Consider the following 24,766-nt stretch of genomic DNA (forward strand, 5'->3'; position numbering starts at 1 on the left):
TGTGTTGTGGATTTGTAATCGTTTTCTCAGTTTTCGAGCACCTGTGGGAGCAAGGCTTGCCCGCGATGAAGATGATGCGGTCTCCCGAGGAATTGAGGCGCCTGCATCGCGAGCAAGCTTTGCTCCCACATAAATCCCCTCGCCACAACATCATTCGCTCCGGGTAATGCACGGGCCCAACGGAACGCCTACACTGCCCCTCCCGCCAAAGGAGCTCTGCCATGCTGATCGTCGCCGACGAAAATATCCCCCTGCTTGATGCGTTTTTCCAAGGGTTCGGCGAAATCCGCCGGGTACCGGGCCGGGGGATCGACCGGACGATGGTCGAGCAAGCCGACGTGCTGCTGGTGCGTTCGGTCAGCCAGGTCAATCGGGCGCTGCTGGAGGGTAGCAAGGTGCGCTTCGTCGGCACGTGCACCATCGGTACCGATCACTTGGACCTGGATTACCTGGCCGGGGCCGGCATTCGTTGGGCCAGCGCACCCGGTTGCAACGCCCGTGGCGTGGTGGACTACGTGCTGGGCAGCCTGATGACCCTGGCGGAAATCGAAGGCGTGGCGCTGGAGCAGCGAACCTTCGGCGTGGTCGGCGCGGGCCAGGTGGGCGGGCGGTTGATCGAAGTGCTCAGGGGCCTGGGTTGGACCGTGAAGGTCTGCGATCCGCCGCGTCAGGCCGCCGAGGGCGGCGACTATGTGAGCCTGGAGCAGATCATCGAGCAGTGCGATGTGATCAGCCTGCACACGCCGTTGACCCGCGACGGCGAGCAACCGACCTGGCACCTGTTCGACGAAGCACGCCTGAACCAGCTCAAGCCCGGAACCTGGCTGATCAATGCGGCCCGCGGATCGGTGATCGATAACGCCGCGCTGCGCGAGGTGTTGCTGGCGCGCGAAGACCTGCAAGCGGTGCTGGATGTCTGGGAACGGGAGCCTACCGTGGACGTGGACCTCGCCGACTTATGCGTGATCGCCACCCCGCACATTGCCGGCTACAGCCTCGATGGCCGCCAGCGTGGCACGGCACAGATCTACCAGGCCTTGTGCGCGTTCCTGGAACAGCCGGCCGACGTCCGCCTCAGCGACCTGTTGCCTCGGCCGTGGCTGGGTGGCATCACTCTGGACGCCGAGACCGACCCGGCCTGGGCCTTGGCGGCGCTGTGCCGGAGCGTGTACGACCCCCGTGGCGATGATGCGAACTTTCGTCGCAGCCTGGTGGGCACCGTCGACGAGCAGCGCAGTGCGTTCGATGCCTTGCGCAAGCACTACCCGCCACGACGGGAAATCGACAGCTTGAAGGTGCGCATCGAAGGGCCGTCGGCGACCTTGCAACAGATCGTGACGGCACTGGGTGCCACTGCCATTTGAGCGTGGAGCGCTGTTGTGGCGAGGGAGCTTGCTCCCGCTCGGCTGCGAAGCAGTCGTCGCTTTTTAGCTCCCGACAAGGCATGGGGTTGCTTCGCAACCCAACGGGAGCAAGCTCCCTCGCCACAAGAGCCTGATCACAGAGCTTGGTCACAGAAGCCTGGTCACAGAAGCCTGCAAAATCAACCGGCATAAAAAACCCGACATCAAGGCCGGGTTCAATCGAGACGGGCTGTATCACTTTTGTTCGGCAGGCTTGACCAGTCGCTTTTCCAGCTCGTTGCAGGCTTTGCGGATCATGTCTTCGGTGATGGGTACTTCGCGCCCTTGTTCATCGATGAACGAGCAGCCCAGAGACTGGTCCGGTTGCGTGCGGATTACTTGAATCTTGTCGTCGCTGCTGTGTTGCAAGGACATGGCCTGTCTCCTCATCAGGTTGTGTGCCTACTTTAATGTCGCCAAGTGACCGAGCCGTGACACTCCTTGTAGGTTCATGGCGACACCTCCACTCAATCAGAAACACAGTCGCGTTTCCAGCCAGACTTTAGACCGATAACATCTAGCTGCTAGTCGTAGTGGTCATATTTAACCTGACTCATTCTGATTCAACTTGGTTCCGCTGCGTTTCGACGGCGCGGACCGGCCTTTTCCTGCTGAATTATCGGACGCCTTTGATGCTTTCTTCTGGACATCGCCGTGCCATACGCCTGGCCACCGGCTTCATCGCCCCTTATCGCAAACAAGTCGCCGGCGCCTTGCTGGCGTTGATTGTCACTGCCGGCATTACCTTGTCCATGGGCCAGGGCATTCGCTTGCTGGTGGACCAGGGCTTCATGACCCGTTCGCCACACCTGCTCAATCAATCCATCGGCCTGTTCATGGTGTTGGTGGTGGGGCTGGCGATCGGTACGTTTGCACGTTTTTACCTGGTGTCCTGGATCGGCGAGCGGGTAGTGGCTGATATCCGGCGGCAGGTCTTCAACCATCTGGTGTACTTGCACCCAGGCTTCTACGAAAACAACCGCAGTTCGGAAATCCAGTCGCGGCTGACCACTGATACGACCTTGCTGCAATCGGTGATCGGTTCGTCGCTGTCGTTGTTTTTGCGCAATATCTTGATGGTGGTGGGTGGCATCGTGCTGCTGTTCGTCACCAATCCCAAGTTGACCAGCATCGTGGTGATTGCCCTGCCGCTGGTATTGGCACCGATCCTGATCTTTGGGCGGCGCGTGCGCAGCTTGTCGCGTGAGAGCCAGGACCGTGTTGCCGACGTCGGCAGCTACGTCTCCGAAACCCTCGGCCAGATCAAGACCGTGCAGGCCTACAACCATCAGGTCCAGGACGAACAGCGTTTTTCCGTGACGGTGGAGCAGGCCTTCGACACCGCTCGCAAGCGCATCGCCCAGCGGGCCTGGCTGATCACCCTGGTGATCGTGCTGGTGCTGGGGGCGGTGGGGGTGATGCTTTGGGTCGGCGGCATGGATGTGATCGCCGGGCGGATTTCCGGCGGCGAGCTGGCGGCGTTCGTGTTCTACAGCCTGATCGTCGGCAGCGCCTTCGGGACCCTGAGCGAAGTGATCGGTGAGCTGCAGCGGGCGGCCGGTGCGGCAGAGCGCATAGCCGAGCTGCTGCGTTCGGAAAACATCATCCAGCCGCCGGCCTCAGGACTCGTGACCTTGCCGGTGCGGGTCCGCGGCGATTTACGCCTTGAAGGGGTGCGTTTTTCCTATCCGTCCCGGCCGGACAGTTACGCGGTCGACGGTCTCGACCTGAGCGTCAAGGCCGGCGAGACCCTGGCCCTCGTCGGGCCTTCCGGTGCGGGCAAGTCGACGGTCTACGACTTGCTGTTGCGTTTCTATGATCCGGTGCAAGGGCAGATCCTGATCGACGACGTGCCGTTGACCCAGCTCGATCCGTTGGACCTGCGCCGGCACTTCGCCCTGGTCTCACAAAACCCGGCGCTGTTTTTCGGCACGGTCGAAGAAAACATTCGTTACGGCAATCCGCAGGCGACGCCCGAACAGGTGCGCGAGGCCGCGCAGATCGCCCATGCCCATGACTTCATCGAAAAAATGCCCGACGGCTACCAGACTCACCTGGGCGACGGCGGCCTGGGCTTGTCCGGCGGCCAGCGCCAACGCCTGGCCATCGCCCGAGCCTTGTTGGTGGATGCGCCGATCCTGCTGCTGGACGAAGCCACCAGTGCCCTCGATGCGCAAAGCGAACACCTGATCCAGCAAGCCTTGCCTAGCCTGATGAAAAACCGCACGACGTTGGTGATCGCCCACCGCTTGGCCACGGTGAAAAACGCCGACCGGATCGCGGTGATGGACCAGGGCAAGGTGGTTGCCGTGGGCACTCACCAGGAGCTGGTAGCCAGCAATGCGCTGTATGCGCGGTTGGCGGCGTTGCAGTTCAATCAGCAGGGTGAGGTCGTTCGATGAGTGCTGATGCGGGTATGTTGGTGCATTATGTCGGCCGGCCTTTGGCATGGATGAGGGCATGAGTCGTTATACGCCACCGTTAACCCTGACAACCCGAATGCTGGGATTGATCGCTGACATCAGCGAGCAGATCGGCCAGCTTTCGGCTGTAAGTGATAGTCAGCAGGCCCCGCAACTGCGCCGAGGGAATCGGATTCGCACAATCCAGGCTTCCTTGGCGATCGAAAACAATACTTTGAGTGTCGAGCAGGTAACTGCTGTTCTGGCCGGGCAACGAGTGCTGGGATTACCCCGTGAAATCCAGGAGGTGCGCAATGCCTTTGCCGCCTACGAAGCCATGTCTGGCTGGCGGCCCGATAGCCGGATCGATCTGCTCAAAGGTCATGAACTGCTGATGCATGGTTTGATTGACGATGCCGGGCAGTTACGCCGTACCGGCGTGGGTATTTATCGAGGTGATCAGTTGGTGGATATGGCACCGCCGCCCAGTCGGGTGACCAATTTGGTTGACGATTTGTTGGAGTGGGTCGGAACGTGCGATTGGCATCCTTTGATCATTAGCTGTGTTTTTCACTACGAGTTCGAATTCATCCATCCCTTTGCAGATGGGAATGGGCGTATGGGGCGTCTTTGGCAAGCCTTGATTCTTAGCCGGTGGCGACCTGTATTGGCCTATCTGCCAGTCGAGGCCGTCATACGGGATCAGCAGGATGCCTATTACACTGCATTATCGGCCGCCGACCGGTTGGCTGAGGCGACACCTTTTGTTGAGTTCATGTTGCAGTCGCTGAGTGTGGCGCTCGGGGAGGCGGTCCGTAACGAAATGACCAGTCCGGAATCGCCCAATAGCCCTATACAACGGTATCGTCTCACCCCGCAGGGTAAGCAGGCACTGACGCGCTCTCGCTGAGATTGTCAGCACACAAAGTAGTGTGGGAGCGAGCTTGCTCCTAAATAAGCATTTTTTACTCACTGATCATCGAAGTACCGCTCATGCCAGTCCACCAGCGGTTGCGGCGAGTTGAGTTTCTGGCCATAGATCACCGAGTACGACAACACATTCTGCACATACTGGCGGGTTTCATCGAACGGGATGCTTTCGACCCAGACGTCGAAGCTCAGGTGATCGGCACCGCGCAACCATTGGCGCACGCGACCGGGGCCGGCATTGTAGGCCGCCGAGGCGAGGACGCGGTTGCCGTTGAACTGGCTGTGAACCTGGCTCAGGTAGGCTGCGCCCAATTGGATATTCTTGTCCGGGTTCAACACTTGCTGAGGCGAAGCCAGGGGAATGCTGAACTTGCGCGCGGTTTCCTTGGCGGTGCCAGGCATCAGTTGCATCAGGCCGGTGGCGCCGACACTGGAACGGGCATCGTCCATGAACGCACTTTCCTGGCGAGTAATTGCGAACACCCAGCTCGAATGCAGGCCGCGGACCTTGGCTTCGCGCACCAGGGTGTCGCGGTGGGCCATCGGGAAGCGGATATCCAGATCATCCCAGTACTTGGCCTGGCTGATGGTGCGAATCGCAGGAAAATACCATTTCAGGTCGTAGGCCAGTTTCGCCTGGGCGACCATTTCGTCACGGTTGAAATGCCGGCTGACGTGATACCACTCGCGGCGTCCGTCGACGATGTCCCCACGGGCATGAAACTCCAGCGCCCGACGCACACCCGGTGTGTTACGCACCTTGTTGATCAGCGCCTGGCTCATCACCAGTGGTTTGTTGACGAGGGAATATGGCGACTGGGAGCGGTCGGCGGCCAGGAAACCATAGAAGTCCCGTTCACGGGCCAGGTGCTTGTAGAGCGCCAGGGCCTCGGGGTTTTGCGGCTGCGCCAGCTCCAGTGTGCGGGCTTGCCAGTAGCGCCAGCGGTTGGTGCTGGCCAATGACTCGGGCAGGCGGCGGGTCAATTGATAAGCATCGTCCCAGCGGGCCAGGCGCAGCAGCAGGCGCAAGCGCCACTCCGAAACGGTGTCGTCGCGCAGCTCCGGGTCGTATTTGGTCATCACGTCCAAGGCGCGGCCGTCGAAGCGCTTGGCCAGGGTCAGGCCGATTTCCCGGGCAATCGCGACTTTTTCATCCCGGGAAAAATGCATGGTGCTGGCGTAGCCGTCCAGCAGTGCCATGGCTTTTTCCGGGTCCTGGCGGGCCAGGCGACGCAGGCCAAGGCTGACGATATCGGCCATCGGTTCATCGGCCGGGCTGAAGCGCGAGGGCTGGTTGAGCAACTCGGGCTTTTGCGCCACGTCCACCAGCAGCTTGCCGCGGGGGGCGAGGGTGGTCAGGCCGCTGACCAGACTGTTGGCCAGCGGATAATTGCGCGCCTGGGCGGCCAGCTTGGTGCGCTCCCAGCGTTTCTGCTCGGTCAACTGGCCCTGGGAGGCCCACAGGCCGAACAGCGCGTCGCAGGCCTGGGGTTGGGATTTGCCGGAGAGCCAAAGTTTTTCGGTGTTGGCATAGCCTTCGGCCTTCAGGCCGTGGCTGAGCTGGTACTGAGCGTTGAGGCAGTCCAGTTCGGTGAAGTTGAGCTTGGGATCGTAATACTTGACGAAGGTTGCCCAATCGCCGCGCTCGGCCAGCCAGCGCAACCAACGCAGTTTCATCCAGTTGGCCTGAGGCAGGTCACCGTGCTCTGCGAGGAATTTTTCGATTTCGGCGTTGCTGGCGCTCTTGAGGCGAGCGGTCAGTTCATCGTAGGCCAGGTACGGTTCCAGCGGGTAATCGCGCAAGGCCTGGCTGTAGCGAAAGTAAGGGCCGGAATCACCCTTGGCCAAGGCCCGCTTGGCCTCGTTGTAATACTGGCGCTGAGTGGAGATATCCACTGCCTGAGCGGATTGAACGGCAGTGGCACATACAAAAAGACACGATAAAACACTGAAAAGGCGACTGCGCATGAGACGTCCGGGCAGAAAAAACATGACAAGCCCAAGGGTTAACCCAGGGTAACTGTCTGTAGCTTAGCCTTTTGCCAGCAGCCGGCGAAAGCTTTGCAGGGCTGTCGGTGCAAGTTCGCAACATTTGTCGTGCAGAGTGCTTCAGTGGCGAAATTGGCGGACCCTTGAGGCCTCATCTCAGGTAGAATGCGCGCCCGGTTTTTGGAGAAGCTCATGACCCTGCTCAAATTCAGCGATGTGTCCCTTGCTTTCGGCGCTATGCCGTTGTTGGACAAGGTGTCCTGGCAGATCGCCCGTGGTGAGCGGGTGTGCATCATCGGCCGCAACGGCACCGGCAAGTCCAGCATGATGAAGCTGGTCAAGGGCGATCAGAAGCCCGACGACGGCTCGGTCTGGCGTGCGCCAGGGCTGAAAATCGGCGAATTGCCCCAGGAACTGCCGGTGGCCGACGAGCGGACTGTATTCGACGTGGTCGCCGAAGGTCTGGACGGTGTCGGCGCGCTGTTGGCCGAGTATCACCACCTGAGCCAGAACATCGTCACCGATGCCGACCTGGACAAGTTGATGCATGTGCAGCACGACCTCGAGGCCCGCGACGGCTGGCGTCTGCAGCAACTGGTCGACAGCACCCTGAGCCGCCTGCAATTACCGGCCGACAAGACCCTCGCCGAGTTGTCTGGCGGTTGGCGTCGCCGCGTCCTGCTGGCCCAGGCCCTGGTCTCCGAGCCAGACCTGCTGCTGCTCGACGAACCGACCAACCACCTGGACATCGGCGCCATCGCCTGGCTTGAAGAAGCCCTGAAAGACTTCCAGGGGGCGGTGCTGTTTATCACCCACGACCGTTCCTTCCTGCAAAACCTCGCGACGCGCATCCTTGAACTGGACCGCGGCGGCCTGATCGACTGGAATGGCGACTACGCCAGCTTCCTGGTGCACAAGGAAGCGGCGCTGGCAGCGGAAGAAACCGCTAACGCCTTGTTCGATAAGAAACTGGCCCAGGAAGAAGTCTGGATTCGCCAGGGCATCAAGGCCCGTCGCACCCGTAACGAAGGTCGTGTACGGGCCCTCAAGGCCCTGCGCGTTGAGCGTAGCGAACGCCGTGAACGTACCGGCAAGGCCAACATCCAGCTGGAAACGGCCGACAAGTCCGGCAAGCAGGTCATGGTGCTGGAGAACGTCAGTTTCGCCCATCCGGGTGGTCCGTTCCTGGTCAAGGACTTCTCCATGGTCCTGCAGCGTGGCGATCGCATTGGCCTGCTGGGTGCCAACGGCACCGGCAAGACCACCCTGCTCAAACTGATGCTCGGTGGCCTGGTGCCTACCAGCGGCAAGGTGGAAGAGGGCACGAAGATCGACGTCGCCTACTTCGACCAGTTGCGTCATCAGCTGGACTTGGAAAAGACCGTGATCGACAACGTGGCTGAAGGCCGCGACTTCATCGACATCGATGGCCAGAGCCGTCATGTACTGAGCTATCTCGGCGACTTCCTGTTCAGCCCCCAGCGTGCTCGTACGCCGGTCAAGGCGCTGTCGGGTGGTGAGCGCGCCCGTCTGTTGCTGGCCAAGCTGTTCAGTAAGCCAGCGAACCTGCTGGTGCTCGACGAACCGACCAACGACCTGGACGTGGAAACCCTGGAATTGCTGGAAGAAGTGCTGTTGACCTTCAATGGCACCGTCTTGATGGTCAGTCACGACCGGGCATTCCTCGATAACGTGGTTACCAGCACCTTGGTATTCGAAGGTGAAGGCCTGGTTCGTGAATACGTCGGTGGTTATCAGGACTGGCTGCGCCAGGGCGGTTCGCCGCGCCTGCTGGGCGTCACCGAAAGCAAGTCCGGCAAGGCCGACCTGAATTCGGCGGTGGTCAAGGCCGAGCCTGCGCCGGTTGCCGCCGCAGCAGCTCCGGCCCCGGCGAAGAAAAAGCTCAGCTACAAGCTGCAGCGCGAGCTGGAGGCTCTGCCGGGCGATATCGATGCGAAGGAGCAGCAGATTGCCGCGGTGGAAGCCGAAATGGCCGACGCCGGGTTCTACCAGCGGCCTGCTGCCGAAACCGCCAAGGTTATCGCGCAGTTGGAGCAGTTGCAGGGCGAGCTGGACGCACTGGTCGAGCGCTGGGCCGAGCTGGACGCTTGATTCATTGAGATAAGAAACCAATCCATGTGGGAGCGAGCCTGCTCGCGATAGCGGTCGATCAGCGCCATTGGTCTTGGCTGACACACCGCTTTCGCGAGCAGGCTCGCTCCCACAGGGGTATATGGCTCAGGTGCGCTTGACCAGGTGCACCGCCAGCACATCGCAAGGCGCGCCATGCAGCACATCGTTGGCAGTCGAGCCCAGCAGCAGCGCCAGGCCATGGCGACCATGGCTGCCGACGACAATCAGGTCGCAACCCTGTTCCTTGGCCAGGTGATGGATCTCCTGGCGTGGCTGGCCGTAGGTCAAGTGGCTGAATTCCTTCTTCAGGGCCGGGTATTTCACGATCAGTCGGTCAAGGCGTTCCTTGGCCTGGTCGAATTGCTGCTGCTGCAACTGGGAAAGGTCCATCGGCACGTCGCCGCCGAAGGCCATGGCCATTGGTTCGACGATATGCACCAGCGACAGCTGGGTGTCTCGGCCTTCGCAAAGGGCGAGGGCGCGCTTGACGACCGGATCGCATTCTTCAGTGAGGTCAACGGCGACCAGAACGTGGTTGTAGTACATGGAAGGCACTCCAGAGAATTGCGATACGGTAAGTATGGCTGGTTTCAAGCGCATTGACGGCGACCTGGGTCAATGGCTCATCAGAATCGGGGAGTACGAATATGACGGTCTGGATCGTGCTGTCAATCCTGTTGGTGGTGTTAAGTCCATTGGCATGGTTGCGTCCGTCCCGTGTACAGAGCGGTCGCATGGCCCTGCGCATGGAAGCGCGACGCCTGGGCCTGGCCATGCAACTGGCGCCGCAGGAGTGGCCGCACTGGCTCGACCAACAGCCGCCAAACCCCTGTGCCCAGTACTATCGGCCCCGGCGAGGCAACCAGCCGGCGTGTTGGAGCTACTGGCAAACGGCGCCGGGCGTCTGGGCCAATCAGTGGCGGGAAGTCTGCCAGGATGAAGCCCTGCTCAATCATTTCGAAAAATTGCCGGCCAACGTCTACAAAGTTGAAGCCGATCGGCAAATGATTGCGGTGTACTGGGGCGAAAAAGGCGAAGCCAGTGTTTTGCAAGACATTGCCAGCACGCTCAAGGCGCTGGCCTGAGCGACTTTGGCTGCGTAGGAGCTGTCGAGCGAAGCGAGGCTGCGATCTTTACCCAGGCCATTGAGTCTCAAGTGAAAGATCAAAAGATCGCAGCCTTCGGCAGCTCCTACAGGCATAAAAAAGCCCGACAGTCTCATCGGGCGGTTGGCCAGGCAGGCCGGTAATCCATCTCGTGTCAGGGCGTGCGTTCGCAGCGCCCTTCGTTCCTCAAATTTCAATCGCGCTCCCGACAGCGTAGTCGGCTGGATCCGATATGTCTGGAATTAGGGCGATTTTTCTAATGATTGATCCTATGAATAGCTGCACATGCGGCTCCGTGTTGCGGATCCGTACGGTACGAAAATGACCGTAAGGTCGCGTTCACGCCCGTGTTTAGGGCGATTGACAATTGTCGGAAATTCCGTGAAGGTGACGTACCCAAATCAAACGGGCGTATGAATTGAGCGTTTGTATTTTCAGAACGTTCCTACAGACCCCGACTATCGCGTTGACGGGTGTGCCTGGCGGATTGGCGTAGCATCGACGGTAACGTCAGTGTCGAACCAGTGGCCAGCGTCCAACGTGTACTGTTCAGCTTCCATATCGTGGAGATCAGTTGATGATTTACGAAGGTAAAGCCATCACGGTTAAGGCTCTTGAAAGTGGCATCGTCGAACTGAAATTCGACCTCAAGGGTGAGTCCGTCAACAAGTTCAACCGTCTAACCCTGAATGAATTGCGTCAGGCCGTAGACACTATCAAGGCAGATGCTTCGATCAAGGGTGTGATCGTCAGCAGCGGCAAGGACGTGTTCATCGTCGGTGCCGACATCACCGAATTCGTCGACAACTTCAAGCTGCCCGATGCCGAACTGATCGCTGGCAACCTCGAAGCCAACCGTATTTTCAGCGACTTCGAAGACCTCAACGTACCGACCGTCGTGGCCATCAACGGCATCGCCCTGGGTGGCGGCCTGGAAATGTGCCTGGCGGCGGACTACCGCGTCATGTCCACCACGGCCAAGATCGGCCTGCCGGAAGTCAAGCTGGGCATCTACCCGGGCTTCGGCGGCACCGTGCGCTTGCCGCGCCTGATCGGTGCCGACAACGCCATCGAGTGGATCGCCGCCGGCAAGGAAAACCGTGCCGAAGACGCGCTGAAAGTCGGTGCCGTGGATGCCGTGGTCGAACCTGGCAAGCTCCAGGAAGCGGCCCTTGAAACCATCAAGCGCGCGATCAGTGGCGAGTTCGACTACAAGGCCAAGCGCCAGCCGAAGCTGGAAAAGCTCAAGCTCAACGCCATCGAACAAATGATGGCCTTCGAAACCGCCAAGGGTTTCGTGGCCGGTCAAGCTGGCCCGAACTACCCGGCGCCGGTCGAAGCGATCAAGACTATCCAGAAAGCCGCGAGCTTCGGTCGCGACAAGGCCTTGGAAGTCGAGGCCGCCGGCTTCGTCAAGCTGGCCAAGACCTCGGCTGCGCAAAGCCTGATCGGTCTGTTCCTCAACGACCAGGAACTGAAGAAAAAGGCCAAGGCCTACGACGAAATCGCCCGTGACGTGAAGCAGGCCGCCGTGCTCGGCGCCGGCATCATGGGTGGCGGTATCGCCTACCAGTCGGCGTCCAAAGGCACGCCGATCCTGATGAAGGACATCAACGAACACGGGATCGAGCAGGGCCTGGCCGAAGCCGCCAAGCTGCTGGTCGGTCGCGTCGACAAGGGTCGCATGACCGCCGCGAAGATGGCCGAAGTGCTCAACGGCATTCGTCCGACCCTGTCCTACGGCGATTTCGGCCATGTCGACCTGGTGGTCGAAGCGGTTGTCGAGAACCCGAAGGTCAAGCAAGCGGTACTGGCTGAAGTCGAAGACAAGGTCAAAGAGGACACCATCCTCGCCTCGAACACTTCGACCATCTCCATTTCGCTGCTGGCCAAGGCCCTCAAGCGTCCGGAGAACTTCGTCGGCATGCACTTCTTCAACCCGGTGCACATGATGCCGCTGGTGGAAGTGATCCGTGGCGAGAAGTCCAGCGAACAGGCCGTTGCCACCACCGTGGCCTACGCCAAGAAAATGGGCAAGAACCCAATCGTCGTCAACGATTGCCCGGGTTTCCTGGTCAACCGCGTGCTGTTCCCATACTTCGGCGGTTTCGCCAAGCTGGTCAGCGCTGGTGTGGATTTCGTGCGCATCGACAAGATCATGGAAAAATTCGGCTGGCCGATGGGCCCGGCGTACCTGATGGACGTGGTCGGCATCGACACCGGCCACCACGGTCGCGATGTCATGGCTGAAGGCTTCCCGGACCGCATGAAAGACGACCGTCGTTCGGCTGTCGACGTGCTCTACGAAGCCAAGCGCCTGGGCCAGAAGAACGGCAAGGGCTTCTACGCCTACGAGACCGACAAGCGCGGCAAGCAGAAGAAAGTCGCCGATGCGTCGGTGCTGGAAGTGCTCAAGCCGATCGTCTACGAGCAGCGCGAAGTCACCGACGAGGACATCATCAACTGGATGATGATCCCGCTGTGCCTCGAAACCGTGCGTTGCCTGGAAGACGGCATTGTTGAAACCGCCGCCGAAGCCGACATGGGTCTGGTCTACGGTATCGGTTTCCCTCCATTCCGTGGCGGTGCGCTGCGTTACATCGATTCGATCGGTGTGGCCGAGTTCGTTGCCCTGGCTGACCAGTACGCTGATCTGGGCGCGCTGTACCACCCGACTGCGAAGCTGCGTGAAATGGCCAAGAACGGCCAACGCTTCTTCGGTTAAGCGCCCCAACGACTAGAGCGAGAGAACATTTTATGAGCTTGAATCCTAGAGACGTCGTGATTGTCGACTTCGGTCGTACGCCGATGGGTCGCTCCAAGGGCGGCATGCACCGCAACACCCGCGCCGAAGACATGTCTGCGCACCTGATCAGCAAGCTGCTGGAGCGCAACGTCAAGGTCGACCCCAACGAAGTCGAAGACGTGATCTGGGGCTGTGTGAACCAGACCCTGGAGCAGGGCTGGAACATCGCCCGCATGGCCTCGCTGATGACCCAGATTCCTCACACTGCGGCCGGCCAGACCGTCAGCCGCCTGTGCGGCTCGTCCATGAGCGCGCTGCACACCGCCGCCCAGGCGATCATGACCGGCAACGGTGACGTGTTCGTCGTCGGTGGTGTCGAGCACATGGGCCACGTGAGCATGATGCACGGCGTCGATCCGAACCCGCACATGTCGCTGTACGCGGCTAAAGCCTCGGGCATGATGGGCCTGACTGCGGAAATGCTTGGCAAAATGCACGGCATCAGCCGCGAACAGCAGGACGCCTTTGGCGTGCGCTCCCACCAGCTCGCCCACAAGGCGACCGTGGAAGGCAAGTTCAAGGACGAAATCATCCCGATGCAGGGCTATGACGAGAACGGCTTCCTGAAGCTGTTCGACTACGACGAAACCATTCGTCCGGAAACCACCCTGGAAAGCCTGGCGGCCCTCAAGCCGGCCTTCAATCCGAAGGGCGGTACCGTGACAGCCGGTACTTCGTCGCAGATCACCGACGGTGCCTCGTGCATGATCGTGATGTCGGCCCAGCGTGCCCAGGACCTGGGTATCCAGCCGATGGCCGTGATTCGTTCGATGGCCGTGGCGGGTGTGGACCCGGCGATCATGGGCTATGGTCCAGTACCGGCCACGCAGAAAGCCTTGAAGCGCGCAGGCCTGAGTATCACCGATATCGACTTCTTCGAGCTCAACGAAGCTTTCGCCGCACAGGCCCTGCCGGTGCTGAAAGATTTGAAAGTGCTCGACAAGATGAACGAGAAGGTTAACCTGCACGGCGGCGCGATCGCCCTGGGTCACCCGTTCGGTTGCTCCGGTGCGCGTATCTCTGGCACGCTGCTTAACGTCATGAAGCAGAATGGCGGCACCTTCGGTGTCTCGACCATGTGCATTGGCCTTGGCCAAGGCATCGCCACTGTCTTCGAACGCGTCTAAGCGTTGCGTCGATGGAAGCCGGGGCCAAGTGCCCCGGTTTTTGTTTTTTCGGGTTTAGTAAAAAAAGATTTGTTTTTATTTTGAAAAAATTTGAGTGGGTGCCAAGCATGCCGATACAACCTGGGCTCTACCAGCATTACAAAGGTCCGCAGTACCGCGTATTCAGCATTGCGCGGCATTCCGAGACCGAGGAAGAAGTGGTCTTCTACCAAGCCCTGTATGGCGATTATGGCTTTTGGGTACGTCCCTTGAGCATGTTCCAAGAGTCCGTCGAGGTTGACGGCGAACAGGTGCCACGCTTTGCTTTGGTGCAGGCCGAGGAGAGCATTTTTTCCAAGCCTTGAGGCCGGCATGCGGGCAACCCTGCGCTTGACCTCACCTTGCAGCCACTATATATAGCGGTGCCGCGTCAGGCGCCAACCGCCTTTCACTTTTTAGAATTCAGGAATTTTCTGATCCATGGGCAAATCGCTGGTCATTGTGGAATCCCCGGCTAAGGCCAAGACCATCAACAAGTATCTGGGCAACCAATACGTGGTGAAGTCGAGTATCGGCCATATCCGAGACCTGCCCACCAGCGGTTCGGCTAGCGCCAGTAAGGAGCCAGCCGCCAAGCGCGGCAAGGCTGCTGCCGGTGAAGCGCCGGCGCTGTCGCCGAAAGAAAAGGCGCGCAAGCAGCTGGTCTCACGCATGGGGGTCGATCCGGAACACGGCTGGAAAGCCAAGTACGAGATCCTCCCAGGCAAGGAAAAGGTCATCGAAGAATTGCGTCGGCTCGCCAAGGACGCCGACACCATCTATCTCGCGACGGACTTGGACCGCGAAGGGGAAGCCATTGCCTGGCACCTGCGCGAAGCCATTGGTGGGGATGACAGCCGCTACAAGCGGGTGGTGTTCAACGAAATCACCAAGAAGGCCATCCAGGAAGCCTTCTCCCAGCCGGGCGAGCTGGATATCGACCGGGTCAACGCCCAACAGGCGCGGCGTTTCCTCGACCGTGTGGTGGGCTACATGGTTTCGCCGCTGCTGTGGGCCAAGATTGCCCGTGGCCTGTCGGCTGGTCGCGTGCAGTCGGTCGCCGTGAAGCTGGTGGTGGAGCGCGAGCGGGAAATCCGGGCGTTCATCCCTGAAGAGTACTGGGAAGTCCACGCTGACCTCGGCACTGCCAAGGGCGCGACCGTGCGCTTCGACGTGGCCCGCGAGAAGGGCGAAGCCTTCAAACCGCTCAACGAAGCCCAGGCCATGGCGGCGCTGGAGAAGCTCAAGGCGTCCAGCTATAGCATCGTCAAGCGTGAAGACAAGCCAACCAGCAGCAAGCCTTCGGCACCATTCATCACCTCCACGCTGCAACAAGCCGCGAGCAATCGCCTGGGCTTTGGCGTGAAGAAAACGATGATGATGGCCCAGCGTTTGTATGAAGCCGGCTACATCACTTACATGCGTACCGACTCGACCAACCTCTCGGCCGATGCCGTGGCGATGGCGCGTACTTATATAGAAAGCGAGTTCGGCAAGAAGTACCTGCCAGACACGCCGAACGTCTACAGCAGCAAGGAAGGCGCGCAGGAGGCTCACGAAGCGATTCGTCCGTCCGATGCCAACACCGAGCCAAGCAAGCTGTCGGGCATGGAGCGCGATGCCGAGCGTCTCTACGAGCTGATCTGGCGCCAGTTCCTGGCCTGCCAGATGCTGCCGGCGCAATACCTGTCCACCACGGTCAGCGTCGGCGCTGGTGACTTCGAGCTGCGCGCCAAGGGGCGCATCCTGAAGTTCGACGGCTACACCCGCGTCATGCCGCAAATCACCAAGCCTGGGGACGACGATGTCCTGCCGGACATGGCCCAGGGCGACGTGATGAAGCTGATCAAGCTCGATCCGACCCAGCACTTCACCAAGCCGCCGGCCCGTTACTCCGAAGCCAGCCTGGTCAAGGAAATGGAAAAACGCGGCATCGGTCGTCCTTCGACCTACGCCGCGATCATCTCCACCATCCAGGACCGCGGCTATGTGGCGCTGCACAACCGTCGTTTCTATTCGGAAAAGATGGGTGACATCGTCACCGAGCGTCTGTCCGAGAGCTTCTCGAACCTGATGGACTACGGCTTCACCGCCGGCATGGAAGAAAACCTCGACGATGTGGCTCAGGGCGAGCGGGACTGGAAAAACGTCCTTGATGAGTTCTACGGCGATTTCAAGAAAAAGCTCGAAGTGGCCGAAAGCCCTGACAGCGGCATGCGTGCCAACCAGCCGGTCATGACCGACATCCCGTGCCTGACCTGCGGGCGTCCGATGCAAATCCGTACCGCCTCCACCGGCGTGTTCCTCGGTTGCTCGGGCTACAGCCTGCCGCCCAAGGAGCGCTGCAAGGCTACCGTCAACCTGGTGCCGGGCGACGAAATTGCCGCGGACGACGAGGGCGAGTCGGAATCCCTGGTACTGCGCGGCAAGCATCGTTGCCCGATCTGCAGCACGGCGATGGATGCCTACCTGTTGGACGAGAAGCGCAAGCTGCACATCTGCGGTAACAACCCGGACTGTGCCGGCTACGAGATTGAAGAAGGCACTTATCGCATCAAGGGCTATGAAGGCCCGAGCCTGGAATGCGACAAGTGTGGGAGCGAGATGCAGCTCAAGACCGGCCGTTTCGGCAAGTTCTTCGGTTGCACCAACCCAACCTGCAAGAACACCCGCAAACTGCTCAAGAGCGGTGACGCGGCGCCGCCGAAGATGGACCCGGTGAAGATGCCTGAGCTCAAGTGCGAGAAGGTCAACGACACCTACATCCTTCGTGACGGCGCTTCAGGTCTGTTCCTTGCGGCCAGCCAGTTCCCGAAAAATCGTGAGACCCGTGCGCCATTGGTGATGGAGATCGTGCCGCACAAGGACGAGATCGATCCGAAATATCATTTCCTCTGTGAAGCACCGCAGAAGGATCCGGAAGGGCGCCCGGCGGTCATTCGCTACAGCCGCAAGACCAAGGAGCAGTACGTGCAGACCGAAGTCGATGGCAAGCCGACCGGCTGGAAAGCCTATTACGACGGCGGCAAGTGGACGGTTGAGGACAAGCGTTGATTGAACGCCTGTTTAGGAAGAGAGGCTAAGCAAGGCCCCCGTGGCGAGGGAGCTTGCTCCCGCTGGGCGGCACAGCTGTCCTCGATAGGGCCCGACTGAATAAAAAGGCCACATGACAACCCATAGGTTTTCATGTGGCCTTTTTGTTTTTGGCTTGCAGTGGCCTTGGTTGATCCACGACACTGTCGCACTTGCGTGAAGCTTTCATTTCGTTGGGGAGATGCCGCCATGGCCCACGAACTCTATACCCGCACCAATCAGAAAATCTATTTCGCCGGTCTGTCGCTCGAAGCGCTCACCCGGGCCGAAGACGGGCGTGCGATGAATTCCCCGGCGCTGCTCCAGGCCGGACGCGAATCCGCGCTGTTTCACCTATACGGTGCGTTGTTGGGGTTGTGCCATGAAATTGCCGGTTTCTATCGCCTGCCTCAAGCGAATGCAGCGCGGGCCGAGCTGCTGTTGACTCGCGAAGTGCTGGAAACCATCGCCATCCCGGAATTGGCAGAAATGGTCGAGCTGGCGCATAACCCGGAAACTTGGCTGGCGAAACTGTTGGCAGCCCATGCGGCGTTGTTCGAGCCGCCACGAGCCCCGCGCAAGCCCAAGGGAGACGTGACCCAGCCGTTGATCGTGGCGGTCAATCTGGACGAGCAGGATCCCGAGCAGGAGCTGAGCCGGGAAGAGCTGGAGAGCTGGCGCCAGAATCTCAAGAGCTTGGCGATACGCTTTCGTGAAGGGTTGAACGAGTGCTGAGTTTCCCTTCGGCCCTTTACGTTCGTTGATAACGCTTGGTCAAGATCCCGAGCGGAGCCTGGCCGATGACTATATAATCCTCGCCTTTCGTGGAGAACAGACTTTTATGCCTACGTCCTTTCTAGAAATTGTCGAACTTCCTGATGGCCGCATCGAGCTGCGCAGGGCCGAGGACGAAGGTTCTCTGGTTACCCTGAACTTCTCCGAAGATGCCAAGGTGTTCCTCCAAGGCCAACACGTCGAAGTCGCCAAGGCGATGCTGAGCGTGGGCGTCCAGATGGCCGGTCGCCTGGTTGAAGGCGAATTCAACAAGGAAGAGGGGCCGCGGGTCCTTCATTGATCCCGCCTGTCGGCTTTTTTGAAAAATATGACTGACCGGCTTCTCTGTCTTGGAGAAGCCCAGTGTTTGCCTTAGCCCAATCGAATATTCAGGCTTTGTGCGTCCCCGGTACGGGCGGCGCTGATCAACTGTTGCCGTGCGGCCGCGGTCAATGGATTGAGCCAGCTGACCACGGTGTGGCTACGCCCCAGGCGCAAGGCTTCGCAGGTCAACTGTTGGGCGCTCTGGGTGCCCCGCGGTTGCAGCAACAGGATGCGTTCACGATTCAGACCGGCATCCCGCAGCCAGGCCTGGGTGACGCTGGCCGGTGGCGCGATCAGCGTCAACCAACGCGCATCCTGGTCCTGGCTGAGTTCTCGCAGTATCGGCGCCAGCAGGTTCAGGCAGTTTCCGGCCGCACCACGTAACGACAGTTCGCTGAAAGCCTCGGGTTCGACGCCCCAGGGCGACTCGATGACCTCTTTCAGGACTGGAACCAGCGGTTGGGCCATGAATGCCTCGAACAGCGGAAGTTGTGTGTGTTGTGGTGCGTGAGGGAACTGCATAAAGCCTCCTTTAGCGGCGAATGACGCCGACGCTCAAGCCTTCGATGACCAAGTCCTGATCTTTCAAGTTCACTTCGATGGGGGCGAACTCCGGGTTCTCGGCGATGAGCCAGACCTTGCTGCCGTCGCGCTTGAAGCGCTTGACGGTCACTTCGTCGCCGATACGTGCCACGACGATCTGGCCATTGCGGGCTTCGCGAGTGGTGTGGACGGCCAAGAGGTCGCCGTCGAAAATACCGATGTCCTTCATGCTCATGCCGTGTACACGAAGCAGGTAATCGGCCCGGGGATGAAAGAACGAAGGGTTGATGTTGCAGGATTCCTCGACATGCTGCTGGGCGAGGATCGGTGCGCCTGCCGCTACCCGGCCAATGATCGGCAGGGTGGTTTCGTCGGCCTTGGCTTCGAAGCCGGGGATGCGAATGCCACGGGATGCGCCCGGGGTCATTTCGATCGCGCCCTTGCGCGCCAGCGCCTTGAGGTGTTCTTCAGCCGCGTTGGGCGACCTGAAACCCAGTTCCTGGGCGATTTCCGCACGGGTCGGCGGGTAGCCGTTGTCTTCGAGGCAGCGTTTGATGAAGGCCAGAATCTCTGCTTGGCGTGGCGTCAGCTTTAGCATATTGATCGCTCTGTCTTTTTATACAGTGACTGGGATTATATACAGTGGGCGCCACTTGGCAATCCTCCTTTTTTTACCGGCCGCTGGACGGTCGGTCGGTTCGTTGGATGAGGCAGGGCTACCGCCTGTGAAAAGGTGTGGTTAAATACGTGACCGAGCGTTCGCAAAACGCCCCGGCAGGCTTGACAACCCCTAGGCTGAAACGTATGTTTCAAACAAGTGTTTGTCAGGCGGAGTAACCATGGCCCAGTCGGAAACCGTTGAACGCATTCTCGATGCTGCCGAGCAGTTGTTCGCGGAAAAAGGTTTCGCCGAAACCTCGTTGCGTCTGATCACCAGCAAGGCCGGGGTGAACCTGGCGGCGGTGAATTATCACTTCGGCTCGAAAAAAGCCTTGATCCAGGCGGTTTTCTCGCGGTTCCTCGGGCCTTTCTGCCTCAGCCTCGATCGCGAACTGGAGCGGCGCCAGGCCAAGCCCGACGTCAAGCCAACCCTGGAAGAGCTGCTGGAAATCCTGGTCGAGCAAGCCCTCGTCGTGCAACCGCGCAGCGGTAACGACCTTTCCATTTTCATGCGCCTGTTGGGCCTTGCCTTCAGCCAGAGCCAGGGGCACCTGCGGCGTTACCTGGAAGACATGTATGGCAAGGTCTTCCGTCGCTACATGCTGCTGGTCAACGAAGCCGCGCCGCGCATTCCGCCTATCGAGCTGTTCTGGCGGGTGCACTTCATGCTTGGCGCCGCTGCGTTTAGCATGTCCGGCATCAAGGCGCTGCGGGCCATCGCTGAAACCGATTTTGGCGTGAACACCTCGATCGAGCAGGTGATGCGCCTGATGGTGCCGTTCCTGGCGGCGGGCATGCGTGCCGAAAGCGGTGTCACCGATGAGGCCATGGCGGCCGCGCAACTGCGTCCACGCAGTAAATCGACGCCGGCGCTGGCCAAGGCTTGAGTGCATGGGTGGGCGCGGCTGTCTACATCCGCTAAGCTAGCCGCCCATGTCGACTCCCGTTTCTAACCCGTTCTATTTTATTGCATGACCGTGACCTGCCGGGCCTTGGGCCTGGCGGTAGGGTTGTGTCCGTGACATCGCGCGGGTTCATCGTTATTAAGGAAATGCTATGACTGCTGGCCTGCAAGGCTCGTTGATGGTGGACGTCGCCGGTACCTGGCTGACGGCCGAGGATCGTCACCTGTTGCGCCAGCCTGAGGTAGGCGGCCTGATCATTTTTGCCCGCAATATCGAGCATCCACGTCAGGTGCGCGAATTGAGTGCGTCGATCCGTGCCATCCGTCCCGACCTTTTATTGGCGGTGGACCAGGAAGGCGGCCGTGTTCAACGGTTGCGCCAAGGCTTTGTGCGGTTGCCGGCGATGCGGGCGATAGCCGACAACCCGAACGCCGAATACCTGGCAGAGCAGTGCGGCTGGATCATGGCCACCGAAGTGCTGGCGGTCGGTCTCGACCTGAGTTTTGCCCCGGTGCTGGACCTCGATTACCAACGCAGCGCCGTCGTCGGCAGCCGTGCCTTCGAAGGTGACCCTGAGCGCGCAGCGTTGCTGGCCGGTGCCTTCATCCGTGGCATGAGCGCCGCCGGGATGGCGGCCACTGGCAAGCATTTCCCGGGTCATGGTTGGGCTGAGGCTGATTCCCATGTGGCGATCCCGAACGATGAGCGCAGCCTCGAGCAGATTCGCGCCAACGACCTGGTGCCGTTCGCCAAGCTCAGCAAACAACTGGCCGCGGTCATGCCGGCCCATGTCATCTACCCGCAGGTTGACGCCAATCCAGCGGGTTTTTCCCGCCGTTGGTTGCAGGACATCCTGCGCGGCGAGTTGCAATTTGACGGTGTGATCTTCAGTGATGACCTGTCGATGGCCGGGGCCCATGTGGTCGGTGATGCTGCCAGTCGTATCGAGGCGGCCTTGACGGCGGGTTGTGATATGGGCCTGGTGTGTAATGACCGCGCTGCCGCGGAGCTGGCCCTGAGCGCTGCCCAACGCCTGAAGGTCAAGCCTTCGGCGCGGATCGCCCGCATGCGCGGCCAGGCCTTCGCTTCCACGGAATACCGCCAGGATCCACGCTGGCTGACGGCGCTCGGCGCGCTGCGGGCTGCCCAGCTGATTGATTAAGGAATTGTCGTGACTGGTATGAGTAATGATCGGCGGTACCCATGACCCAGCCAATTGAGGCGCTTCTTGAGAGTGATTGGGGAGAGTCCTTCCATCAGCGTTACCTTGAGCGCGGGTTCGACTACGCCGAGAGAGCGCGAGTACGGATACTGCGGATAGATGAGCAATCGATTCACGCCGAATGCGAGGGTGGCGGCGATAATGTCTATCAGCAGATGATCGCGCTCACTCGTTATCAAGGATACGACGACGTTCGTTACGAATGTTCGTGCCCGGTAGGTGACAGCTGCAAGCACTGCGCTGCCGTCATGTTCCATTTAATGTGGAATCCGCAAGCATTGGAGGCCGCCTCTTCTGGCGAGCGCCTGAATTCCGAACTTGAAACCTGGATCAAGTTTATCCCCGAGCGAGACGCCGATTCGCTCCCCGGTAAAAAAGACGCCGATGTCCGGATCTTCTACAAGCTCAAGAATACGCACTTAGGGCGGTGGATTTTAGAACTCTTCAAGGGGCGCCAGCTCGATGATGGTTCCCTGAAGGATGTGAAAGCGTTTAGCCAACTGACGGACATGCTGAGTCGTTTTCCGAATTATATGTCCGAGGTCGACAAGCAGATTGCTCAGTTGCTTATCAGCAGTCAGCATCATCATAGCCAGAACTGTTTCCCGTTGCAGGGCCGCTGTGGCGCTGAGGTGCTGGCGCTGGCATTGCAGTCCTCACGCTTGTTCCTGGATAGCGACCCACCGCAGCCATTGGGTGCAGGTCCGCTAAAAAATGCGGAGTTTTTCTGGGCAGAGCAAGCCAATGGCAACTATCGGTCTCGGTGGCGCAGTGGCGATCAGACACTGGATAACGTCCTAGTGCTTGAGCCGCTTTATTATCTGGATTTATCGCGCAAGGAGCTTGGCCGGCTGTCCTATGAAATGGACGACAAATTGGCGTGCCATTTATGCCTCGCGCCGGAGGTACCCGCTCGAGATGTCGCGCTCTTCAGTCATCGAATCAATGCTGTAGACCGTCCTATCCCGCCTCCGAAAAAACTGACTGAGCGCATTATCGAAGGTGTCGAGCCGCGAGCGGTGTTGACGTTGGGAAGTGCACTCGAGTTCCGGCACTGGAAATCTGTTCCGGAACATCGCGCGGCACTGACCTTTATTTATGATGGTCATGCGGCGGACGACAAAGCACCCACTGAACTGTCGATCCTGTCCGGGACCGACATTTTGCGCATTCAGCGTAAGCCGGATGTCGAACAAGCCTTTCGTACCGCTCTACGTAAGGTAGGTTTCAAGAAAGCCAATCGCAAAAGTCTTGCGCTAGCGGACACCAGGGGTGAGCGGTTCCAAATGGCGGATGACGCGGCCTGGTTGGCATTCATGGATAAAGGCCTGCCTCAGTTGCGTGCCGCCAATTGGCAGATCGATATCGAAGCGGGCTTTCATTTCGATCTGCAACCGGTAGAGCAGTTATACGCTGACATCGAGGAGTCTCCCGGCCGGGAGTGGTTCGATTTACAACTGGGCATTGTCGTGGATGGCAAACGGCACAGTTTGCTGCCGATTTTGCTTCATCTGCTTCGCTCAAGCCCTGAATTGATGGCTCCGGACAATCTTGATCAGCGCAATGACGAGCAGTTGATGTTGCTCGATCTCAATGGCGGAAAGTTGATGGCGGGTCCCGGTGTGAAGGTCGCGCTGCCGTATGGGCGGATCAAGCCGCTGATGGCAACGCTTGGCGAGTTGTATATGAGGGAGCACCGGGGTGACTCCATACGGCTGGATACCTTTGATGCGGCCAGGTTGAATGTGCTTGAGGGCGTGCCGTTGACCTGGCAAGGCGGGGAGCGGTTGCGCACGTTCGCCAAGCGATTGCAGGAGTCGACTCATGTGCATGTCCCGGCGCCGATAGGGCTCAAAGCCACGCTACGACCTTATCAGCTCGAAGGGCTCAACTGGATGCAGACGCTGCGCGAGCTGGAAGTCGGCGGCATCCTGGGCGATGACATGGGCTTGGGTAAAACCTTGCAGACCCTGGCCCACCTGCTCTGCGAGAAGCAGGCCGGGCGCCTGGATCTCCCGGCGTTGGCGGTCATGCCTACTAGCCTTATCCCCAACTGGCTTGACGAAGCGGCACGTTTTACCCCGCAGCTCAAAGTCGTGGCGCTTCATGGCGCGGCCCGTCAGAAAGATTTCGCCAGCCTTGCACAGTACGATCTGGTATTGACGACTTATGCCTTGTTGCCGCGGGATCTGGAGGTGCTGAAACCCCAGGCCTGGAGTGTGCTGATTCTCGATGAGGCACAGAACATCAAGAACCCCGCCAGCAAGGCTGCCCAAGCCGCACGGGAACTCAACGCCCGCCAGCGGTTGTGCCTGTCGGGAACACCGTTGGAAAATCACTTGGGCGAACTCTGGTCGCTGTTTCATTTCCTCCTGCCTGGCTGGTTGGGGGATAGCAAAAGCTTCAACCGAGACTACCGGACGCCGATCGAAAAACACGGCAACAGCGAGCGAATGCGCCACCTGACGGCGCGGATAAAACCGTTTCTACTGCGGCGCAAAAAGGAACAAGTCGCTACTGAGCTGCCACCCAAGACTGAAATCGTCCATTGGGTCGACCTCAGCGACGGGCAGCGGGATGTCTATGAAACCGTGCGTGTGGCCATGGACAAGAAAGTGCGCGACGAAATTGCTCGCAGCGGCATGGCCCGTAGCCAGATCATCATCCTCGATGCGTTGCTCAAGTTGCGCCAGGTCTGCTGCGACTTGCGGTTGCTCAATACCGTACAGACCGCCAAAGCACTACGTTCCGGCAGCGGCAAGTTGGTCAGTTTGATGGAGATGCTCGAAGAGTTGCTCAGCGAGGGGCGCAAGATTTTGCTGTTTTCCCAGTTCACTTCGATGCTGGCCCTGATTGAGGAGGAACTGCAAAAGCGCAGCCTTGCCTATTCGTTGCTGACCGGCAGCACCACGGATCGCCGCACGCCGGTGAGGGATTTTCAAAGTGGCAAGGTGTCACTGTTTCTAATCAGCCTCAAGGCCGGCGGTACGGGGCTCAATTTGACAGCCGCCGACACGGTGATCCATTTCGACCCGTGGTGGAACCCGGCGGTGGAAAACCAGGCGACCGATCGGGCTTATCGGATCGGCCAAAATAAACCCGTGTTTGTTTACAAACTGATTGCCAAGGGTACGGTGGAAGAGAAGATACAGGCCCTTCAGCAGGATAAGGCTGCGTTGGCCGGCGGTGTGCTGGATGGTGGCACGACGGCTGGGTGGAAGCTTGAGCAGGGCGATATTGAAGCGTTGTTTGCGCCGTTGCCCAAGGTCTGATTCACCGACACATCACTGGCTATGTCGCCTGATAGCCAGCCATCGCGAGCAGGCTCGCTCCCACATTGGAAGTGGGATGG

Annotated in this window: 19 protein-coding genes; 14 read left to right on the top strand and 5 right to left on the bottom strand. The window is 59.7% G+C overall.

The genetic code is table 11. The features are described from left to right. The first annotated feature begins 221 nt into the window (after positions 1–221). Positions 222–1,364 (top strand): 4-phosphoerythronate dehydrogenase PdxB, encoded by a 1,143-nt coding sequence (gene pdxB, locus J3361_RS00090; protein ID WP_207961260.1) that lies wholly within the window; start codon positions 222–224, stop codon positions 1,362–1,364. Positions 1,365–1,598: 234 nt separating this feature from the next. On the opposite strand, the gene J3361_RS00095 is transcribed toward pdxB, so the two are convergent. Next, positions 1,599–1,778: a PA1571 family protein gene (locus tag J3361_RS00095; RefSeq protein ID WP_207961262.1), complete on the bottom strand. Its 180-nt coding sequence runs from the start codon at positions 1,776–1,778 to the stop codon at positions 1,599–1,601. 257 nt (positions 1,779–2,035) lie between these two features. Between J3361_RS00095 and J3361_RS00100 the strand changes: the two genes are divergently transcribed. Both J3361_RS00100 and J3361_RS00105 read left to right on the top strand, forming a co-directional pair. Then, complete coding sequence (locus tag J3361_RS00100) at positions 2,036–3,805, top strand: ABC transporter transmembrane domain-containing protein (protein WP_207961264.1); 1,770 nt, start codon at positions 2,036–2,038, stop codon at positions 3,803–3,805. A 58-nt stretch (positions 3,806–3,863) separates the two neighbouring features. After that, entirely contained in the window at positions 3,864–4,715 is an 852-nt protein-coding gene (locus J3361_RS00105; RefSeq protein WP_207961266.1) for a Fic family protein, read from the top strand. 59 nt (positions 4,716–4,774) lie between these two features. On the opposite strand, the gene J3361_RS00110 is transcribed toward J3361_RS00105, so the two are convergent. Next, entirely contained in the window at positions 4,775–6,703 is a 1,929-nt protein-coding gene (locus tag J3361_RS00110) for a transglycosylase SLT domain-containing protein (protein WP_207961268.1), read from the bottom strand. Positions 6,704–6,916: 213 nt separating this feature from the next. Here J3361_RS00110 and J3361_RS00115 point away from each other — a divergent pair, with 213 nt between their 5' ends. Beyond that, the gene (locus J3361_RS00115; RefSeq protein ID WP_207961270.1) at positions 6,917–8,836 is read left to right on the top strand and encodes an ATP-binding cassette domain-containing protein; all 1,920 of its coding nucleotides are present in this window, start codon (positions 6,917–6,919) and stop codon (positions 8,834–8,836) included. 126 nt (positions 8,837–8,962) lie between these two features. Here J3361_RS00115 and J3361_RS00120 read toward each other — a convergent pair whose 3' ends face one another. After that, positions 8,963–9,403 carry a universal stress protein gene (locus tag J3361_RS00120; protein WP_060738415.1) on the bottom strand — a complete coding sequence of 147 codons (441 nt, stop codon included), beginning with the start codon at positions 9,401–9,403 and terminating at the stop codon, positions 8,963–8,965. Between the two features lie 101 nt (positions 9,404–9,504). Here J3361_RS00120 and J3361_RS00125 point away from each other — a divergent pair, with 101 nt between their 5' ends. From J3361_RS00125 to J3361_RS00155, 7 genes are all read left to right on the top strand, one after another. Further along, positions 9,505–9,942, top strand: a complete 438-nt coding sequence (locus J3361_RS00125; RefSeq protein WP_207961272.1) for a hypothetical protein — start codon at positions 9,505–9,507, stop codon at positions 9,940–9,942. A gap of 598 nt (positions 9,943–10,540) precedes the next feature. Beyond that, positions 10,541–12,688 (top strand): fatty acid oxidation complex subunit alpha FadB, encoded by a 2,148-nt coding sequence (gene fadB, locus J3361_RS00130; RefSeq protein ID WP_207961274.1) that lies wholly within the window; start codon positions 10,541–10,543, stop codon positions 12,686–12,688. A gap of 32 nt (positions 12,689–12,720) precedes the next feature. Then, positions 12,721–13,896 (top strand): acetyl-CoA C-acyltransferase FadA, encoded by a 1,176-nt coding sequence (gene fadA, locus J3361_RS00135; protein ID WP_207961276.1) that lies wholly within the window; start codon positions 12,721–12,723, stop codon positions 13,894–13,896. A 107-nt stretch (positions 13,897–14,003) separates the two neighbouring features. Continuing rightward, a complete protein-coding gene (locus tag J3361_RS00140) occupies positions 14,004–14,240 on the top strand; it encodes a DUF1653 domain-containing protein (protein WP_025212748.1) in 237 nt (78 codons plus the stop codon). Positions 14,241–14,355: 115 nt separating this feature from the next. Then, complete coding sequence (gene topA, locus J3361_RS00145) at positions 14,356–16,968, top strand: type I DNA topoisomerase (RefSeq protein WP_207961279.1); 2,613 nt, start codon at positions 14,356–14,358, stop codon at positions 16,966–16,968. Positions 16,969–17,196: 228 nt separating this feature from the next. After that, positions 17,197–17,721, top strand: coding sequence for a DUF6586 family protein (locus J3361_RS00150; RefSeq protein ID WP_122567942.1), 525 nt, complete (start codon positions 17,197–17,199; stop codon positions 17,719–17,721). A gap of 106 nt (positions 17,722–17,827) precedes the next feature. After that, on the top strand, positions 17,828–18,061 hold the full coding sequence (locus tag J3361_RS00155; RefSeq protein ID WP_003183419.1) for a hypothetical protein: 234 nt from the start codon (positions 17,828–17,830) through the stop codon (positions 18,059–18,061). A 71-nt stretch (positions 18,062–18,132) separates the two neighbouring features. Here J3361_RS00155 and sulA read toward each other — a convergent pair whose 3' ends face one another. Continuing rightward, the gene (gene sulA, locus J3361_RS00160; RefSeq protein WP_207961281.1) at positions 18,133–18,606 is read right to left on the bottom strand and encodes an SOS-induced cell division inhibitor SulA; all 474 of its coding nucleotides are present in this window, start codon (positions 18,604–18,606) and stop codon (positions 18,133–18,135) included. Between the two features lie 10 nt (positions 18,607–18,616). Then, positions 18,617–19,225, bottom strand: coding sequence for a transcriptional repressor LexA (lexA, locus tag J3361_RS00165; RefSeq protein WP_207961283.1), 609 nt, complete (start codon positions 19,223–19,225; stop codon positions 18,617–18,619). A gap of 241 nt (positions 19,226–19,466) precedes the next feature. On the opposite strand from lexA, the gene J3361_RS00170 reads away from it, so the two are divergent. The 3 genes from J3361_RS00170 to J3361_RS00180 all read left to right on the top strand — a co-directional run bounded on the left by J3361_RS00170 (position 19,467) and on the right by J3361_RS00180 (position 24,686). Further along, positions 19,467–20,174 carry a TetR/AcrR family transcriptional regulator gene (locus J3361_RS00170; RefSeq protein ID WP_013692622.1) on the top strand — a complete coding sequence of 236 codons (708 nt, stop codon included), beginning with the start codon at positions 19,467–19,469 and terminating at the stop codon, positions 20,172–20,174. A 181-nt stretch (positions 20,175–20,355) separates the two neighbouring features. Then, positions 20,356–21,354, top strand: coding sequence for a beta-N-acetylhexosaminidase (gene nagZ, locus J3361_RS00175; RefSeq protein WP_207961830.1), 999 nt, complete (start codon positions 20,356–20,358; stop codon positions 21,352–21,354). A gap of 41 nt (positions 21,355–21,395) precedes the next feature. Then, complete coding sequence (locus J3361_RS00180) at positions 21,396–24,686, top strand: DEAD/DEAH box helicase (RefSeq protein WP_207961285.1); 3,291 nt, start codon at positions 21,396–21,398, stop codon at positions 24,684–24,686. Positions 24,687–24,766 lie beyond the last annotated feature (80 nt).

Origin of the sequence: Pseudomonas sp. OA65 (genome assembly GCF_017498305.1) — a bacterium.
In the GTDB taxonomy this organism is placed as follows: Bacteria; Pseudomonadota; Gammaproteobacteria; order Pseudomonadales; family Pseudomonadaceae; genus Aquipseudomonas; species Aquipseudomonas zanjanensis.

Coding starts and splice junctions, on each gene's coding strand:
- pdxB (WP_207961260.1), top strand. CDS start 222: ATGCTGATCGTCGCCGACGAAAATATCCCCCTGCTTGATGCGTTTTTC.
- J3361_RS00095 (WP_207961262.1), bottom strand. CDS start 1,778: ATGTCCTTGCAACACAGCAGCGACGACAAGATTCAAGTAATCCGCACG.
- J3361_RS00100 (WP_207961264.1), top strand. CDS start 2,036: ATGCTTTCTTCTGGACATCGCCGTGCCATACGCCTGGCCACCGGCTTC.
- J3361_RS00105 (WP_207961266.1), top strand. CDS start 3,864: ATGAGTCGTTATACGCCACCGTTAACCCTGACAACCCGAATGCTGGGA.
- J3361_RS00110 (WP_207961268.1), bottom strand. CDS start 6,703: ATGCGCAGTCGCCTTTTCAGTGTTTTATCGTGTCTTTTTGTATGTGCC.
- J3361_RS00115 (WP_207961270.1), top strand. CDS start 6,917: ATGACCCTGCTCAAATTCAGCGATGTGTCCCTTGCTTTCGGCGCTATG.
- J3361_RS00120 (WP_060738415.1), bottom strand. CDS start 9,403: ATGTACTACAACCACGTTCTGGTCGCCGTTGACCTCACTGAAGAATGC.
- J3361_RS00125 (WP_207961272.1), top strand. CDS start 9,505: ATGACGGTCTGGATCGTGCTGTCAATCCTGTTGGTGGTGTTAAGTCCA.
- fadB (WP_207961274.1), top strand. CDS start 10,541: ATGATTTACGAAGGTAAAGCCATCACGGTTAAGGCTCTTGAAAGTGGC.
- fadA (WP_207961276.1), top strand. CDS start 12,721: ATGAGCTTGAATCCTAGAGACGTCGTGATTGTCGACTTCGGTCGTACG.
- J3361_RS00140 (WP_025212748.1), top strand. CDS start 14,004: ATGCCGATACAACCTGGGCTCTACCAGCATTACAAAGGTCCGCAGTAC.
- topA (WP_207961279.1), top strand. CDS start 14,356: ATGGGCAAATCGCTGGTCATTGTGGAATCCCCGGCTAAGGCCAAGACC.
- J3361_RS00150 (WP_122567942.1), top strand. CDS start 17,197: ATGGCCCACGAACTCTATACCCGCACCAATCAGAAAATCTATTTCGCC.
- J3361_RS00155 (WP_003183419.1), top strand. CDS start 17,828: ATGCCTACGTCCTTTCTAGAAATTGTCGAACTTCCTGATGGCCGCATC.
- sulA (WP_207961281.1), bottom strand. CDS start 18,606: ATGCAGTTCCCTCACGCACCACAACACACACAACTTCCGCTGTTCGAG.
- lexA (WP_207961283.1), bottom strand. CDS start 19,225: ATGCTAAAGCTGACGCCACGCCAAGCAGAGATTCTGGCCTTCATCAAA.
- J3361_RS00170 (WP_013692622.1), top strand. CDS start 19,467: ATGGCCCAGTCGGAAACCGTTGAACGCATTCTCGATGCTGCCGAGCAG.
- J3361_RS00180 (WP_207961285.1), top strand. CDS start 21,396: ATGACCCAGCCAATTGAGGCGCTTCTTGAGAGTGATTGGGGAGAGTCC.